This window comes from Leeuwenhoekiella polynyae (assembly GCF_004104075.1).
GTDB classification, from domain to species: Bacteria; Bacteroidota; Bacteroidia; order Flavobacteriales; family Flavobacteriaceae; genus Leeuwenhoekiella; species Leeuwenhoekiella polynyae.
In genome coordinates this window covers 62,484-77,611 of the sequence record NZ_QOVK01000017.1, presented here as the reverse complement: position 1 = coordinate 77,611, position 15,128 = coordinate 62,484, and the positions used below count along the sequence as shown (strand labels likewise).

Sequence of the window (15,128 nt, the reverse complement as noted above, 5' to 3'; positions counted from 1 at the left end):
AGTCACTTTAGAGAATTTCCAAATAGAAGCTTCCGGTAGTTTTAAATTCAATTTTAATAACTTGCGGCTTCCCAAAAAACAAATAAAATGACACTGGTTTTCGCAACGCATAATGCTAATAAACTCAAAGAAATTCAAGCTTTAATGCCTGAATATATTCAGCTTAAAAGCTTAACCGATATAGGTTGTAATGAAGATATTATTGAAGATGCACCCACGATTGAAGGCAATGCACTTATAAAAGCCCGTTATGTAAAAGAAAAATACGGTTTTGATTGCTTTGCAGACGATACCGGGCTTGAAGTTAAAGCCTTAAATGGCGAACCGGGAGTTTACAGTGCACGGTATGCCGGTGAACAAAAAAATGCAGAAGATAACACTCAAAAACTACTCGCTGAGCTCAAAGCTAAAACCGATCGCAGTGCGCAATTTAAAACGGTAATCGCATTAATCCTTAATGGAAAAGAACAGCTCTTTGAAGGAATTTGCAAAGGAACGATCACAAAAGAGAAAACCGGTGATGCCGGCTTTGGTTACGACCCGGTATTTAAACCTGAAGGGTTTCCCTTAACTTTTGCCGAAATGCCACTTTCAGAAAAAAATAAAATAGGGCATCGCGGCAAAGCAACGCAAAAGTTATTAGATTATCTCAAAAAATAGCCTTAACTCGCGGAAGCTTCAGTATCAACAGCTTACAAGAATCGAATTAAACGCATTTTAATTCTTTCAAATGTTTGATTTACAATTATTTAAATCAATTTAGTCAATACTCTGTTCTTACCTCAATTAACTGTATCTTTGCGCCCTCTTAAATCGACGTTGATTTAAGATAATTATTTTATATGAATACATTTAAAGCGTTAGGACTTAATGATGCCATCTTGCAAGCTGTAACCGATATGGGTTTTACAGAGCCTTCTGAAGTGCAAGAAAAAGCCATCCCGGTCCTATTACGCGAGGCAACAGACGTAGTTGCACTCGCCCAGACAGGTACAGGTAAAACGGCAGCATTTGGTTTTCCGCTTATTCAAAAAGTTGATGCAAACAACCGCAAAACACAGGGGTTAATTATCTCTCCTACTCGCGAATTATGTTTGCAAATCACAAACGAATTAAAAAATTACTCCAAACACGTTAAGGGTTTAAATACCGTTGCGGTTTATGGTGGTGCCAATATTCAAGAACAAGCTCGTCAAATTTCTCGCGGAGCTCAGATCATTGTTGCGACCCCCGGTCGTATGCAAGATATGATGCGTCGTAACTTGGTAGATATTTCAGGAATCGATTTTTGTGTATTAGATGAAGCTGATGAAATGCTCAATATGGGCTTTTATGAAGACATCACAACCATTCTTGCTGATACTCCTAAAGGAAAACAAACCTGGCTATTTTCGGCTACTATGCCTAAAGAAGTTGCTCGCATTGCCAAGCAATTTATGAATAACCCTATTGAAATCACAGTAGGAACCAAAAATATGGGTGCTGAGAATGTTTCTCACGAATATTACATGGTTAATGCCCGTGATCGTTACCAGGCTCTTAAACGTCTAGCAGATGCAAACCCTGAGATTTTCTCAGTTGTATTTTGCCGTACAAAGCGTGACACGCAGAAAGTAGCAGAAAACCTTATTGAAGACGGTTATAATGCTTCTGCATTACACGGAGACTTAAGCCAGAATCAGCGTGATCTGGTTATGAAAAGCTTTAGAGCACGTCAAATACAAATGCTTGTCGCGACAGATGTTGCTGCTCGTGGTATTGATGTTGATGACATTACTCACGTAATCAACTACCAGTTACCAGACGAAATCGAAACGTACACACACCGTAGTGGTCGTACTGGTCGTGCCGGTAAAACCGGTATTTCAATGGTGATTGTTTCTAAAAGTGAATTACGAAAAATACGTACCCTAGAGAAAATCATCAACAAACAGTTTGTACAAAAAGACATTCCGACAGGCATGGAAATTTGTGAAGTACAGTTGATGCACCTGGCAAACGACATTCGCAATACTAAGATCAACGAGGAGATCAATCCGTATTTGTTCAGTATTAATGAAGTGCTTGAAGGCTTAAGCCGTGAAGAAGTTATCAAAAAAGTATTCTCTGTAGAGTTTACACGTTTCTTCAATTATTACCAAAAGACTAAAGATCTTAATATTGCTGTAAAAGCTGATCTTAAAGAAGAATCTGGTGAATCTACACGTTATTTCATCAACATTGGAGCAAAAGACGATTTTGATTGGATGAGTCTTAAAGACTTTTTGAAGGAAACTACCGGTCTTGGTGATGGAATTTACAAAGTAGACTGTAAAGATTCCTTCTCCTTCTTTAATACTGATACCGAGCATAAGGACGCTATACTTGCCCTATTTGAAGATTTTAAACTTCAGGGAAGACAAGTACACGTAGAAATCACTAAAGACACCCGGGGCGGTGGCGGAAAGCGCAAACGCAATGATCGCAAAAGCAGCGGTGGTGGTTACGGCGGTGGCGGAAGAGGTCGTGGTCGCAGAAATGATTCTGGTGGTGGCGGTGGTCGCAGATCAGATTCTGGAGATGGTTTTAGAGGAAAATCTAAAGGTAGTGGCGAGCGTCGCGGTAAAAGCAAGGCAGAGCCTAAAGAGAACAAAAGTCCTTTTTCTGGTAAAAGAAGAAGAAGAGATCGATAATCTTTTATAAAATTGAGACGGATTTGTCACGTTTGGTATGATTTTTCCGTCTCTTTTTCTAAATTGGCATCCTCTATGAAAACTATTTTATTTGTCTTGCTGTTGTTAACAGCCCCTATTTATATTTTTGCTCAGGAAAATTCAACTTCTGCTGTTAGTCAGAACGAAGATGAAACCTATATAGAAGGGACCGTTCTCAATGCTTCAACAGATAAACCTTTAGATGGTGTTAATATCATCAACCTCAACACCGTAAAAGGAACGATTACCAAAGAAGATGGTACGTTTAGATTGCGAGCATCCTCTACAGATACACTCTATTTCTCTTTTTTAGGGTTTAAAAGTCTTCAGATACGGGTTACCAATGACTGGAAACGCTTTGGTGATGTAAAAGTAAAAATGACTGAAACAGGTATTGCTCTTGAGGAAGTTGTTGTTAAAGATGTTGAACTTACAGGTTATCTTGAGATTGACGCGCGTAATGTCCCGGTATATAAAAATGTACGCTATAGTATTTCTGGTTTAGAAACCGGTTATGAAGCCGGAGATTCTCAGCCAGGAGCCATTAACAAAGTTCTTAGTGCTATATTTAATCCTGCAGATTTTCTCAATAAAGTTTTCTCTAATAAAGGCTCGCAGATGCGAAAACTACGCCAGATGAAAGAAGACGATAACATCAGAGATTTATTAATTACTAAATTTGATCGCGAAACATTATCTGCACTTTTGCAGATTCCGCGTGAAGATATCGAAGCTATTTTAGGTCGATGTGACTATTCTGAAAGCTTTGTAAAAACAGCTAATGATTTACAGATTTTAGATGCATTGAGCAGCTGCTATGAAGAATATAGGGTACTTAACCGAGACAGAGGTTAAAACTTTTTAGAGGCAGGCAACTTAGTTTTTCATAACGAGCTTTTTAAAAAGGCTAATTACTGAAACAAGCATCCACACGCCTTCTAAAATAATAAAAGGCCAATAATCTAGTAAAACACTTGCCAGACAAGCCATGCCGGCTCCTATTGTATTCAGAAGAATAAAAGACCAGTCTGAAGTTTTTACTTTTTGACTTAGATTTAATAAGTAAGCCAGTAAAATCTGAAATACACCAAGAGCACCCAACCAATCAACTGAATTCATTAATGTTGAGAATTAAATTGATTCACTAAAGCCTCATAATCTTTCAGGTTCCGTTTAAGCCATAGTGCTTTTATTTCAGTGATATCAGAATCTTTCAGTTTCCAGTCTAATGCTGAATTGCGCATTCTAAATGTTAAGTCTTGAAGTAAAATAGCCGCACAAACTGAAATATTCAAACTTTGTGTAAAACCGAAAGTGGGTATATACACATAATCATCAGCTGCTTCAATAACTGCTTCTGTTAAGCCATCTTTTTCACTTCCGAAGAATAGCGCAGTAGGTTGATCTAACTTAAAATCTTCTAATTTATGCGCAGTATGATGCGGCGTTGTGGCTACAATTCTATATCCGTTATGCTTAAGTTGAGCTAATGCATTTTTTGTAGAATCATATCTGTGAACAGTTGTCCACTTTTGAGCTCCCATCGCAATCTCCCTATCGATACGCTTTCCTTTCAATTCTTCAATGACGTGCACATCCTGAACTCCAAAAGCATCGCAGCTGCGCATTACCGCACTGGTGTTATGCAAATGCCCCACGTCTTCTATAGCGACCGTTAAAAAGCGCGTACGCTCAGCTAAAACCTCTTTAAAAAGCTGCTGCCGGCGCGGAGTAAGATAAGATTCCAGATAGTTTAGTGTAGCTGTATTCATCTGGCAAATATTCAAAGGATTCTTTCATTACCAAAATTTTGTCTTTGTATATTTAAAAAAATATTTGTTTTGAAAAAAATAGTAGTACTCACCGGTGCAGGAATCAGTGCTGAAAGCGGTTTAAAAACCTTTAGAGATTCTAACGGACTTTGGGAAGGTCATGATGTTATGGAAGTTGCCAGCCCCGAAGGTTGGTTTAATAATCAGGCACTTGTATTGGATTTTTACAATCAACGTCGCCGGCAATTAAAAACAGTTGAACCCAACGCAGCTCACCAAGCCTTAGTAGATCTTGAAGAACAATTTCAGGTTGATATTATTACTCAAAATGTAGATGATTTACACGAGCGTGCAGGAAGTTCTTCTGTAATTCATTTACATGGCGAACTTTTAAAAGCAAGAAGTACAGTTGATGAAAATCTAGTTTTAGATTGGAGCGATGATATTTGCGAAGGAGATCTGTGTGTAAAAAAAAGTCAGCTGCGACCCCATATTGTTTGGTTTGGAGAGATGGTTCCGTTGTTAGACACTGCTGCTCAACTCACTTCTGAAGCGGATTATATTTTAATAATAGGGACTTCAATGCAAGTTTATCCCGCTGCATCTTTGATAAATTATACCAAAGCAGATGCTGCTATTTATTTTATAGACCCTAAACCCAATATTAAATCACAAGCTAATCTTAGTGTTATTGCTGAAAACGCCTCTAGCGGAGTGCCTATTGTGGTTGAAAAGCTTCTGAATAGTTAAGTCTTGCTGCTTTTGTCCAATTTAGTAAAGCTTCGGTTTGTGCGGCATCTAACTTAGCAGCTGTGTGAATGAGCGTATACGACTCTAAGGGCATTTCACCACTTTCAACTTCTTCTATTAGTTCATCCAGTTTGTGATCTTTTCGCTTCGCAGAATAGGTATCCCATTCTGAAAAATTAAGATGTCTCTTTCCATCTTCTACGTGATCTGCTAAGAAAAAACTTGCAGGAGCTAGATTAGAATACCAAGGATATTCGGTTTGATTACTGTGACAATCGTAACAAGCTGTTTTTAAAATTGTCCCAACAGCATCACTAGGTTTTGTTTCTGCTAAAAAGGAATCAAGAGATTTATAACCTCCCTCATTTTTCTCTACGGGAATAAATTGAATTACTACTAATGCGACCAAAGCAAGTATCAAAAAACGTTTTATCCAGACCATATTATTAATTTTAGAATCTTAATTTAAAAGTCAAATTACTCAATTAAAATGACCGAAGAAAAATGGGCAGCAAAAGTTTTGCAAATTTCATCGCGATTGAGCGACCGGAAAGCTCTTGGTCAAGAAATCTTAGCTGAACCAGAGCTTATCAACTATAGCTTAAAATTCATACAAGAAGGTTCTGAGGAACTTGCTACAAAAGCTGCTTATGGTTTAGATATTGCATTACGTTCAGATATAAAAATTCTCAAGCCTTACCGGAGCTCATTTCTAAATGTTCTCCAAGAAAATAAGATAGAAACTGTTTCCCGTATTTTTTCAAAAATTTGCGAATTGCTCACTTCTGAATTTCTAAAAAATGAAAACTTATCTAAGGCTGAACGTGAACAAATTCTTTCAAAATGCTTTGATTGGTTAATAGGTAATGAGAAAGTTGCAGTTAAGGTTTTTGCAATGCAAAGTATTTACAACCTTTCTGAAACGGAAAGTTGGATTCCCGGCGAACTCAAAGCACAATTAGAACTTCAGTTTGATGCGAGCTCTGCTGCTTTTCAGTCTCGTGCTAAGTCTATTTTAAGAAAGCTTGAATCTTAACTAAACCCGTTTCAATTATCTAGATTAAGTCCTTTTAAGCCCGTACAAGGAGTTTACTTCAAATTCTGGTTTGTTGCTAGCAAGTAGCTGTGTATATTTGCGCTTTTAACTATAAAAGCAACTATGTCTTTATCTTCATTAGAAGCCGTTTCACCTATAGACGGCAGATATTCAAGTAAAACCGAATCACTTTCGGCTTATTTTTCTGAAAAAGCACTTATAAAATATCGTGTCAAAGTAGAAATCGAATATTTTATCGCCTTATGTGAAATCCCTTTGCCTCAGCTTAGCGAATTTCCGAAGGAAAAATACCCTCTATTACGTGCGATTTATGAAGATTTTACAACTGAAGATGCGCTTAAAGTAAAAGTAATTGAAAGCGTTACCAATCACGACGTTAAAGCTGTTGAGTATTTTATTAAAGAAAAATTTGATGGCCTTGGCTTAACTGATTCTAAAGAGTTTATACACTTTGGTCTGACATCTCAGGATATTAACAACACTGCGATTCCGTTAAGTTTAAAAGATGCCACCAATCAGGTGTACTTACCACATCTTCTTGAAGTGGTAGATCATCTAAAGCAACTTACAGATGAGTGGGAAACCGTATCGATGCTTGCGCGTACGCACGGTCAGCCGGCATCTCCTACGCGTCTAGGAAAAGAAATTGAAGTTTTTGTAGTTCGTTTAGAGGAGCAAATTCGTCTCTTAAAAGAGGTACCCAGTGCTGCAAAATTTGGCGGAGCAACCGGTAATTATAATGCTCACCACGTAGCGTACCCAGAGATTGACTGGAAAGCTTTTGGTAACTCTTTTGTAAGCGGGACTTTAAAATTACACCACTCCTTCCCTACTACCCAGATCGAACACTACGATCATATGGCTGCTCTTTTTGACAATATTAAACGCATCAACACCATCTTATTAGATCTTGATCGTGATTTCTGGCAGTATATTTCTATGGAATATTTTAAGCAGAAAATCAAAAAAGGAGAAGTTGGTTCTTCGGCTATGCCGCATAAAGTGAATCCTATTGATTTTGAAAATAGTGAAGGAAACTTAGGGATTGCAAATGCTTTATTTGAGCATTTATCTGCAAAATTACCTATCTCCAGACTACAAAGAGATCTTACAGACAGTACTGTTCTGCGTAATATAGGCGTTCCTTACGGTCATACATTGATAGGTTTACAAAGCACCTTAAAAGGGCTGAATAAATTACTATTGAACGAAAGTAAATTTGCTAAAGATCTTGAAGATAACTGGGCAGTGGTGGCAGAAGCTATACAGACTATTTTACGTCGTGAAGGCTATGCAAATCCATACGAAGCTTTAAAAGGACTTACTCGTACTAATGAAGCTATCACTCAGGATTCTATGCATCGATTTATAGAAACTTTAGAAGTGAGTGATTCAATCAAAACAGAATTAAAAGCAATCACTCCGGCTAATTACACCGGAATCTAATGAACTCAAAATATTCGCTAAATCTAATTTTAGTCATTCTGCTTTATGCAGGAATTCTTATTGCGGGCCTCGCAGGAATTCTTACAAAAACAGTAGTGCTTTTAGGTTTAGCGATTGTTTTTATTGTTCTTCTTTACAATTTATGGCGCACCCGAAGCGCTTGATTGATATTATTTTATCAGGTCAAAAACCTGAGTGGCGATTGCCAACTCCTCATTGGTGGGGATTACCATCACTTTTACTTTAGAAAAAGCTGATTGAATTTCGCGAAGTTTTTTAGAGCGTTGCCCGTTGAGACTTTCATCCAGTTCAATGCCTATGTATTCCATCTCTTTACACACTTTACTGCGTATCGTGCTACTATTCTCTCCTATTCCCGCAGTAAATACAATAGCATCAACACCATTTAATGCTGCTGTGTAAGCACCTATAAATTTACGTATGCGGTAAGCATTCATCTCTAAGGCTAATCCACAAACTTCATCACCTTCTGCGGCGGCAGCCTCTATATCTCGTAAATCGCTATAACCGGTAAGACCCAACATTCCGCTTTGTTTCAACAGAATATCGCTCACTTCTTTTACAGAATATCCCAGATGTTCTTGCATGTAGAATATTACACTCTGATCTATGTCCCCGGCACGAGTACCCATAATCAATCCGTTAGCAGGACCAAATCCCATTGAAGTATCAATAGCTTTACCTGCCTTAATTGCAGCCATGCTACAGCCATTACCCAGATGTATGGTGATCAATTTTGCATCAGGTTTGCCTAGATGCTCAAGGGCTTTTTCTGAAACATACTTATGACTTGTGCCGTGAAAACCGTATAAACGTATACGCGAATCATCCATAAAATGTTTTGGAATAGCATATTGATAAGCTTTTTGAGGTATAGAAGTAAAAAATGCAGTATCAAAAACACAAACTTGCGATGCATTTTTAAATATATCTTCTGCAACTTCAATACCATTAAGATGCGCTGGATTGTGTAATGGTGCAAGTGAAAACAAACGTCTTATATTGGCTTTTACTTCTTCAGTTACTTGAGTTGTTTCTGTGAATTGTTTCCCACCGTGAACGATACGGTGTCCTACAGCATCTAGTTCATCTGTACTGCTAATTACCCCAAGATCGCGGTCCATTAACAGTTCTGCTATCTTTGTTAATCCAGAAGCATGATCTGGAAAGTTTATTTTTTTTGAAAAATCATTACTAGCATTCTTATAAGAAATAGAACCACCTTCAATACCTATTCGTTCAACCATTCCGCTAGCTAAAACGGAAGCCTGTGGCATTTGAATCAATTGAAATTTTATAGACGAACTTCCAGAGTTTATTATGAGTATTTTCATTTTAAATTAAATCTAATTATAGGCCTTGGGCCTGTATAGCTGTAATGATTACGGTATTAAAAATATCTTCTACTGTACAACCGCGACTCAAATCATTCACAGGTTTATTCAATCCCTGTAACATAGGACCTATAGCTAAAGCACCGGTCTCACGCTGTACCGCTTTATACGTATTGTTTCCGGTATTTAAGTCTGGAAAGATCAATACACTTGCCTGACCTGCAACTTCAGAATCGGGTAATTTACTTTTACCCACTGCTGCATCTACAGCAGCATCATATTGAATGGGGCCTTCAATCTTTAAATCTGGTCGTTCTTTTTTAACGATCTCAGTAGCTTCTCTAACGCGGTCAACATCTGCGCCTTTACCTGAAGTTCCTGAGGAATACGAAAGCATTGCGATTTTGGGCTCTATACCAAAAGCCAGACTGCTTTCCGCAGAAGAAATAGCAATTTCTGCCAGTTCTGTTGCTGAAGGATTAGGATTGATCGCACAATCACCAAAAACCGAAACTCGATCTTCTAAACACATAAAAAACACTGAAGAAACCACTGAAACTCCAGGTTTTGTTTTAATAAACTGAAGCGCGGGCTTTATCGTATGCGCCGTGGTATGCGCCGCACCGCTAACCATACCATCTGCATGACCTTTGTATATCATCATTGTACCAAAATAAGACACATCTGCCATCCAGTCCTTTGCGATATCGCGGTTTACGTTTTTATGCTTCCGTAACTCATAAAAAGTTTCAACATAATCCTCAAAATGCTCAGACTTCACAGGGTCTATTATATCAATCTTATTCAAGTCAAGCGGAATACTGTATTGAACCGCCTTTTCTTTAACCTGTTCCAGATCTCCAAGCAAGGTTATTTTTACAATATCTAACTCAACCAATTGTACTGCAGCGTTTAAAATACGCTCGTCTGTACCTTCAGGCATTACAATATGTTTCTTTGCAGTTCTTGCGCGTTTCATCAAACCATATTGAAACATTCTAGGCGTAATTCCTTTAGGTTCTAAATTGATAAAACGCTCGATGAGTTTATCAAAAGAAACTTCTTTTGCAAATACGGTAAGTGAAGTATCAATCTTAGGTTTACTATTTGCGTAAATCTGTGATTTAATATTTCCTACCCTATTAGTTACCGAAAACGTACCGTCATTAACTGAAACAATAGGAACTATCTGAGAAAGACCCTGTATCAGTTTTAGAATAGGCTCTTCAGGAATCAATCCACCGGTTAAAATTATGCCAGAAATCCTGGGGTAATTGGTTGAAATATTGGCCTGCAAAGCTCCCAGAATAATGTCTGCACGATCACCGGGAGTAATCACTAAACTGTCATCTTTTAAATGCGTCAGGTAATTACGCAACTGCATCGCTCCTACCCCAAAATTACCAGTCTGATTATCTAAAAACTCAGAACCGAACAAGACTTTGCCGTCTAACTCTTCTACAATCTCTTTTATGGTAGGATGCGCTAATTTTTCAGTGAAAGGAATAGCAAATACCTCAACCGAATCTGGCAAGAATGTTCGCAGACCTTCTTTAGCAATTAACAGGTTTTCTTCTTGAACTTTATTAGCGACCACAGCTAAAACTGAAACATCTTTATCTAGAAAAGTGGTATACGCAATTTGCAAACTACCTAGCAATTCATCTTCAGTCTTCCCCACTCCGCTACCAACTAAAATAACGGGTAATCCTAGATTTTTAGCAATCAACACATTAGTATCAAATTCAAAAATACTTCCCTCTCCAGTGAAATCAGATCCTTCTACTAACACAAAATCAAACCGATCTTCCAGGTTTTTATATTTAGTAATAATCGTATCCAGAATTTCACCAGACTTACCTTTATTTCTTTTTTTTATGATTTCACTACTCGTGAACGCATAAGCATCTTCATAATCCAGATCTATATCAAAAAAAGAAATCACCGTACTAATATGATTGTCTTTGCTGGTATTTTTACTATCATCTATTATAGGTCTGAAATAGCCCACTTTTGCGGTTTTACCCAGAAGTGTGCGCATCAGGCCTAGTGAAACAATAGATTTACCACTATTAGGTTCTAGTGTGGCAATGTAAATTCCTTTGTTCATGGAGTGGAGAATTTGTTTAAACAAAAATACGATTTCATAACTAAAGAAAACACTGACTTTAATCAGTGTTTAAACTAATTCTAAATAAAAAAGAGCGCATTTAGCGCTCTTTTAGAATTTGTTATTTATATAATTCGATTTACTTAAAAACGTCCATTATACCTTCAAAACCACCGGTGTTGAGAGCAGCACTACTGGTATCCATAGTTTCAGCAAAACGTACCATATCAGCTACATTCATATTATCGCCTAGAACGCGGGCTAATAAAAACCCTTTATTATTATCCTGAGCAAAAACAACAACTTCATCTATAGCATCTTCATCTCCTTTTATAAATATACGCATACGCTGCTCAGGAGTTCCAAGTTTCATAAGTTCGTCATAATTATCACTATTAAGAATACCAGTTACCTTATCTGTTTCAGAATTGTAAAAGCTGGTATCTTTCATAGCATAAGCTAAAAGATTTACCTTTTTAACTGAAGCTACAATTCGTTTCTGATCTTCAGAAAGACTCTCGCTTTTAGGCGCAATAAGACTCGTAGGCAGATCAACCATTATAAACTCATCGCTCTCTTTGCTGTCTATATAATATTCTTGCAGGGACTGTTGATCATTACAACTTATACAAGTCGCAATTAGCAGCAGAACCATACTTAGCTTTAAAGTTTTCATTTTAATTTACTTTTACATTGTTAAGCTCTTCACTTCCTTTGAAGTTGATACTACTTGCTATTTTGCCTATATCTTTAAGATTTATATCTCCCGTGATTTTAATAAGCACGGTATCGTCATCATTATTTTCACCATCAATAAACATTAAAAATTCACTTACAAAATCTTCACTTTTGCCGGGCTTATAGTAAAAATTCACATTTTTACCATCGTCTTTAATACTCATTAATTGCTCAAGACGTTGACTGGCTTTATAAGAATTAAATTCAAGTTTCATCTGTTTTGATGCGTAAGAACTTTTTGTGGTAAAAAGCTTAATATCCTTAAGACTTTTGACCATTTCATTGTAATTTTTCATCTCAGAATCTTCAAGATCAAGATCCATTTTAGATAACAGTCCAAACATCTTTTGATTAATTACCATTGAGGTAACGTCTTTCATATCTTCAAACTGATCAAAGCTATTTTGTGCAAAAGAGGTAAAGCTCAGACCTATTAACAAAAGGGTAATTACTAATTTATTCATCGTTTTTTGATTTTGATTATTTTACAATTTGATTTGCGGTTTCTTCAAACGTTTCCAGTTTTTCTAACTGGCCGGTACCTTTATTCATAAAGCTCCCCATCATAAACAGCGCTTGTTTTGTTTTTAAAGCGGCTACTTCAGGATCTTTATACGTACCTAAATCATTTTCAGAGCCTTGCTTCTGATTATACGTTAAAAAGAGACCTATACACAATAAGACACTGGCTGCAACAGGTATCCATTTATACGATCTTTTAGTTTCTGGTAATTCTAGAGTACGGTTAAAACCGGTTTCTTTAGCTTTCGCGAAAGCGCCAAAGATAGGAACATACTCTTCCAGGTGCGGAGCTACTTCATCACTAGTGAAGTATTCCTGTAACTGCGCTTCTTGCTTTAAGGAAGTTTCTCCCTCAAAATAAAGCTCCAGCAGGTTTTCTATTTTATTTAAGTCCATAGTTATGTTTTTTTAACAATTGTTCGCGTATGGTTTTTCTTGCTCTCGACAGCGTTACACGCACCGCTGTTTCATTTAAATCTAATTCTTCTGCAATTTCACTATTGGTGTATTGCTCTACATCCCGCATATGTAAAACCAGGCGTTGCTGTTCGGGTAAGTCTTTCATCAATTTCAATACCCAATTGACACTGTCACTATTTTCGCTGGTTTTTACCGTGTTGTAGTGCTGATCTTCATAGTTAGTGTGTACTAACTGTAAATTGCTGCTACTTTTTGCTTTCAGTTTATCGTAACAATAGTTTTTTGTCATCGTTACGGCAAAAGCTTCTACACTTCTCAATTTTTTAATCTTTTTACGATTAGACCACAGTTTAATAAGTACCTCCTGAGTTGCATCTTGCGCCTCATCTTCAGAAACCAGCAGTCGCTTTGCTAAGCGATACAAACGATCCTGAACAGGAGTGACTTTTGCTAAAAACTCGTTTTGGTTCATATTTAATTGCGGTTAGTTACAAGGATGACGATCTAAACTAAATTTTGTTACATTAAAAACCACAAATACAATATAACCCTTAAATTTAGAGTTGATAACTAAAATGCTTTGATGAAAAAAATTACCCCAATCCTTATAACGCTATGCGCGTTATTCTTACTGAATTCTTGCGCTACAGACCGAGATGATGAAATACGACCCTTATCTGAATTAGAAATCGAAAACTTCATCTATTCAGGGATGCAGTTGTATTACCTCTACAAACCACAAATACCAGAGCTTGCAAACGATTTTTTTGACACACAAACAGAACTTAATGGTTTTCTTGACGGTTTTGAGTCTCCTGAATCGTTGTTTTATGACGGACTAGTGGCCGATGTAGATCGGTTCAGTTTTATAACAGATGATTACCGCGAACTTGAGAACAGCTTTGCAGGTATAAGTAAAACCAGTGGTATAGATTATGGGCTTGCACTTGATCCCGGTGATCCTAACTTTGCTTTCGCTTTTGTTCGTTATGTGTTGCCTAATACTTCTGCTTCAGAAAGCGGTGTTCTAAGAGGCATGCTGTTTAATAGTGTTAACGGTGAACGTTTAACAACAACAGCAAACGCAAACGGGACCTATTCTCTAAGTGCACGTTCTCGCGAACTTTTGGCGTTAGATTCTTTTACCCTAGAAACCGGGACTTTTGATGCTAACGATGTGTTTCAACCTAGTGGAACGCGTTTTGATCTAGTTCAGGAAGAATACACCGAAAATCCGGTGTTTATCGCCAAAACATTAGACATTGATGGAAGCAAAATAGGATACTTAATGTACAACGCCTACCGAAGAAATTTTGATCAAGAGTTGAATGCAGCTTTTGCTCAATTTCAAGCAGATGGTATTGAAGATTTGGTTCTTGATTTAAGGTATAATGGTGGTGGTTCGGTAGAAACCGCTATAGATCTCACTTCGATGATCACCGGTCGGTTTGAAGGACAAATTGTAACTCAGCAGCAATGGAATCCCGAAATACAGGCCGCTTTTGATGCAGAAGAACCAGAGTCGCTTATTGATCGTTTTGATAGTACCATCTCAAATGGTAATGCTATAAATAGTCTTAATCTAAATCGATTATATGTTATAGGAACCGGTAGCACGGCATCTGCCAGCGAACTTACAATCATAGGTCTTGATCCGTACATAGATGTTCAAACCATAGGGACAACAACTGTAGGTAAATTTCAGGCTTCAATCACACTTTATGATTCTGATAACTTTAGAAAAAATGATGAAAGCTTAAATCTGAATCACAGATACGCCATTCAACCTTTAGTTTATACCTATAGTAATAAAAATGGTGTTGTGGGGCCACCTAGCGGTATCATTCCAGATTTTGAACTGAGTGAAGACCTCTCAAATCTGGGAACTTTAGGAGATCCTGATGAACCACTTTTAAGCTTAGCTTTAAATCAAATTTTAGGAAAAGGTCTCGTTTCATCTAAAAAAAGTCATGGTACAGTCTTTGAAGTTATTGGAGAACGGGAAAACCAAAAGCAAGATTATCAACGTATGTATATTGAAGAACTCCCAGATAGTTTTGAATAATATTTCAATGTATTCTTCAATTATTAAAAAAAATACAAATATAATATGAAAAAGCACTTTCTAATACTCTTATACTCTTACTAAGTATTCTAGCGCTATCATCATGCTCTAATGATGATGATGTTACAGAAGAGTTAGTTGAAGAACCTACTACTGAAGAACCGGAAGAAGTCACTTTAGATAGAGAAGATTATCCTATT

The 15,128-nt window shown here is 37.2% G+C and carries 16 protein-coding genes; 7 read left to right on the top strand and 9 right to left on the bottom strand.

The window, feature by feature from the left end:
• The first annotated feature begins 87 nt into the window (after positions 1 to 87).
• The 3 genes from DSM02_RS15335 to DSM02_RS15325 all read left to right on the top strand — a co-directional run bounded on the left by DSM02_RS15335 (position 88) and on the right by DSM02_RS15325 (position 3,548).
• Positions 88 to 660, top strand: a complete 573-nt coding sequence (locus DSM02_RS15335) for a non-canonical purine NTP diphosphatase (RefSeq protein WP_128766437.1) — start codon at positions 88 to 90, stop codon at positions 658 to 660.
• Between the two features lie 182 nt (positions 661 to 842).
• Positions 843 to 2,672: a DEAD/DEAH box helicase gene (locus DSM02_RS15330; protein ID WP_128766436.1), complete on the top strand. Its 1,830-nt coding sequence runs from the start codon at positions 843 to 845 to the stop codon at positions 2,670 to 2,672.
• A 75-nt stretch (positions 2,673 to 2,747) separates the two neighbouring features.
• Positions 2,748 to 3,548 carry a carboxypeptidase-like regulatory domain-containing protein gene (locus tag DSM02_RS15325; protein ID WP_128766435.1) on the top strand — a complete coding sequence of 267 codons (801 nt, stop codon included), beginning with the start codon at positions 2,748 to 2,750 and terminating at the stop codon, positions 3,546 to 3,548.
• Positions 3,549 to 3,569: 21 nt separating this feature from the next.
• On the opposite strand, the gene DSM02_RS15320 is transcribed toward DSM02_RS15325, so the two are convergent.
• Positions 3,570 to 3,812, bottom strand: coding sequence for a CBU_0592 family membrane protein (locus DSM02_RS15320; RefSeq protein ID WP_128766434.1), 243 nt, complete (start codon positions 3,810 to 3,812; stop codon positions 3,570 to 3,572).
• On the bottom strand, positions 3,812 to 4,465 hold the full coding sequence (locus DSM02_RS15315; protein WP_128766433.1) for a TrmH family RNA methyltransferase: 654 nt from the start codon (positions 4,463 to 4,465) through the stop codon (positions 3,812 to 3,814). Before DSM02_RS15315 ends, DSM02_RS15320 begins: the two co-directional genes overlap by 1 nt.
• A gap of 69 nt (positions 4,466 to 4,534) precedes the next feature.
• Between DSM02_RS15315 and DSM02_RS15310 the strand changes: the two genes are divergently transcribed.
• On the top strand, positions 4,535 to 5,215 hold the full coding sequence (locus DSM02_RS15310; protein WP_128766432.1) for an SIR2 family NAD-dependent protein deacylase: 681 nt from the start codon (positions 4,535 to 4,537) through the stop codon (positions 5,213 to 5,215).
• Here the strand turns inward: DSM02_RS15310 and DSM02_RS15305 are convergent.
• Positions 5,184 to 5,657 carry a heme-binding domain-containing protein gene (locus DSM02_RS15305; RefSeq protein ID WP_128766431.1) on the bottom strand — a complete coding sequence of 158 codons (474 nt, stop codon included), beginning with the start codon at positions 5,655 to 5,657 and terminating at the stop codon, positions 5,184 to 5,186. The genes DSM02_RS15310 and DSM02_RS15305 overlap by 32 nt on opposite strands.
• A 48-nt stretch (positions 5,658 to 5,705) precedes the next feature.
• Here DSM02_RS15305 and DSM02_RS15300 point away from each other — a divergent pair, with 48 nt between their 5' ends.
• Positions 5,706 to 6,251, top strand: a complete 546-nt coding sequence (locus DSM02_RS15300; protein ID WP_128766430.1) for a hypothetical protein — start codon at positions 5,706 to 5,708, stop codon at positions 6,249 to 6,251.
• A gap of 123 nt (positions 6,252 to 6,374) precedes the next feature.
• Positions 6,375 to 7,718 carry an adenylosuccinate lyase gene (purB, locus tag DSM02_RS15295; RefSeq protein WP_128766429.1) on the top strand — a complete coding sequence of 448 codons (1,344 nt, stop codon included), beginning with the start codon at positions 6,375 to 6,377 and terminating at the stop codon, positions 7,716 to 7,718.
• 170 nt (positions 7,719 to 7,888) lie between these two features.
• Here the strand turns inward: purB and DSM02_RS15290 are convergent, their stop codons facing one another.
• From DSM02_RS15290 to DSM02_RS15265, 6 genes are all read right to left on the bottom strand, one after another.
• Complete coding sequence (locus tag DSM02_RS15290) at positions 7,889 to 9,073, bottom strand: acetate/propionate family kinase (RefSeq protein ID WP_128766428.1); 1,185 nt, start codon at positions 9,071 to 9,073, stop codon at positions 7,889 to 7,891.
• Between the two features lie 16 nt (positions 9,074 to 9,089).
• The gene (gene pta, locus DSM02_RS15285; RefSeq protein ID WP_128766427.1) at positions 9,090 to 11,183 is read right to left on the bottom strand and encodes a phosphate acetyltransferase; all 2,094 of its coding nucleotides are present in this window, start codon (positions 11,181 to 11,183) and stop codon (positions 9,090 to 9,092) included.
• Positions 11,184 to 11,322: 139 nt separating this feature from the next.
• Entirely contained in the window at positions 11,323 to 11,859 is a 537-nt protein-coding gene (locus DSM02_RS15280) for a DUF4252 domain-containing protein (RefSeq protein WP_128766426.1), read from the bottom strand.
• 1 nt (position 11,860) lies between these two features.
• Positions 11,861 to 12,385, bottom strand: a complete 525-nt coding sequence (locus DSM02_RS15275) for a DUF4252 domain-containing protein (RefSeq protein ID WP_128766425.1) — start codon at positions 12,383 to 12,385, stop codon at positions 11,861 to 11,863.
• A 16-nt stretch (positions 12,386 to 12,401) separates the two neighbouring features.
• Positions 12,402 to 12,839 carry a hypothetical protein gene (locus DSM02_RS15270; protein WP_128766424.1) on the bottom strand — a complete coding sequence of 146 codons (438 nt, stop codon included), beginning with the start codon at positions 12,837 to 12,839 and terminating at the stop codon, positions 12,402 to 12,404.
• On the bottom strand, positions 12,826 to 13,335 hold the full coding sequence (locus DSM02_RS15265) for an RNA polymerase sigma factor (protein ID WP_073098903.1): 510 nt from the start codon (positions 13,333 to 13,335) through the stop codon (positions 12,826 to 12,828). The genes DSM02_RS15270 and DSM02_RS15265 overlap by 14 nt, the downstream gene beginning before the upstream one ends.
• A 111-nt stretch (positions 13,336 to 13,446) precedes the next feature.
• Here DSM02_RS15265 and DSM02_RS15260 point away from each other — a divergent pair, with 111 nt between their 5' ends.
• Positions 13,447 to 14,928, top strand: a complete 1,482-nt coding sequence (locus tag DSM02_RS15260; protein WP_128766423.1) for a S41 family peptidase — start codon at positions 13,447 to 13,449, stop codon at positions 14,926 to 14,928.
• The last annotated feature ends 200 nt before the right edge of the window (positions 14,929 to 15,128 follow it).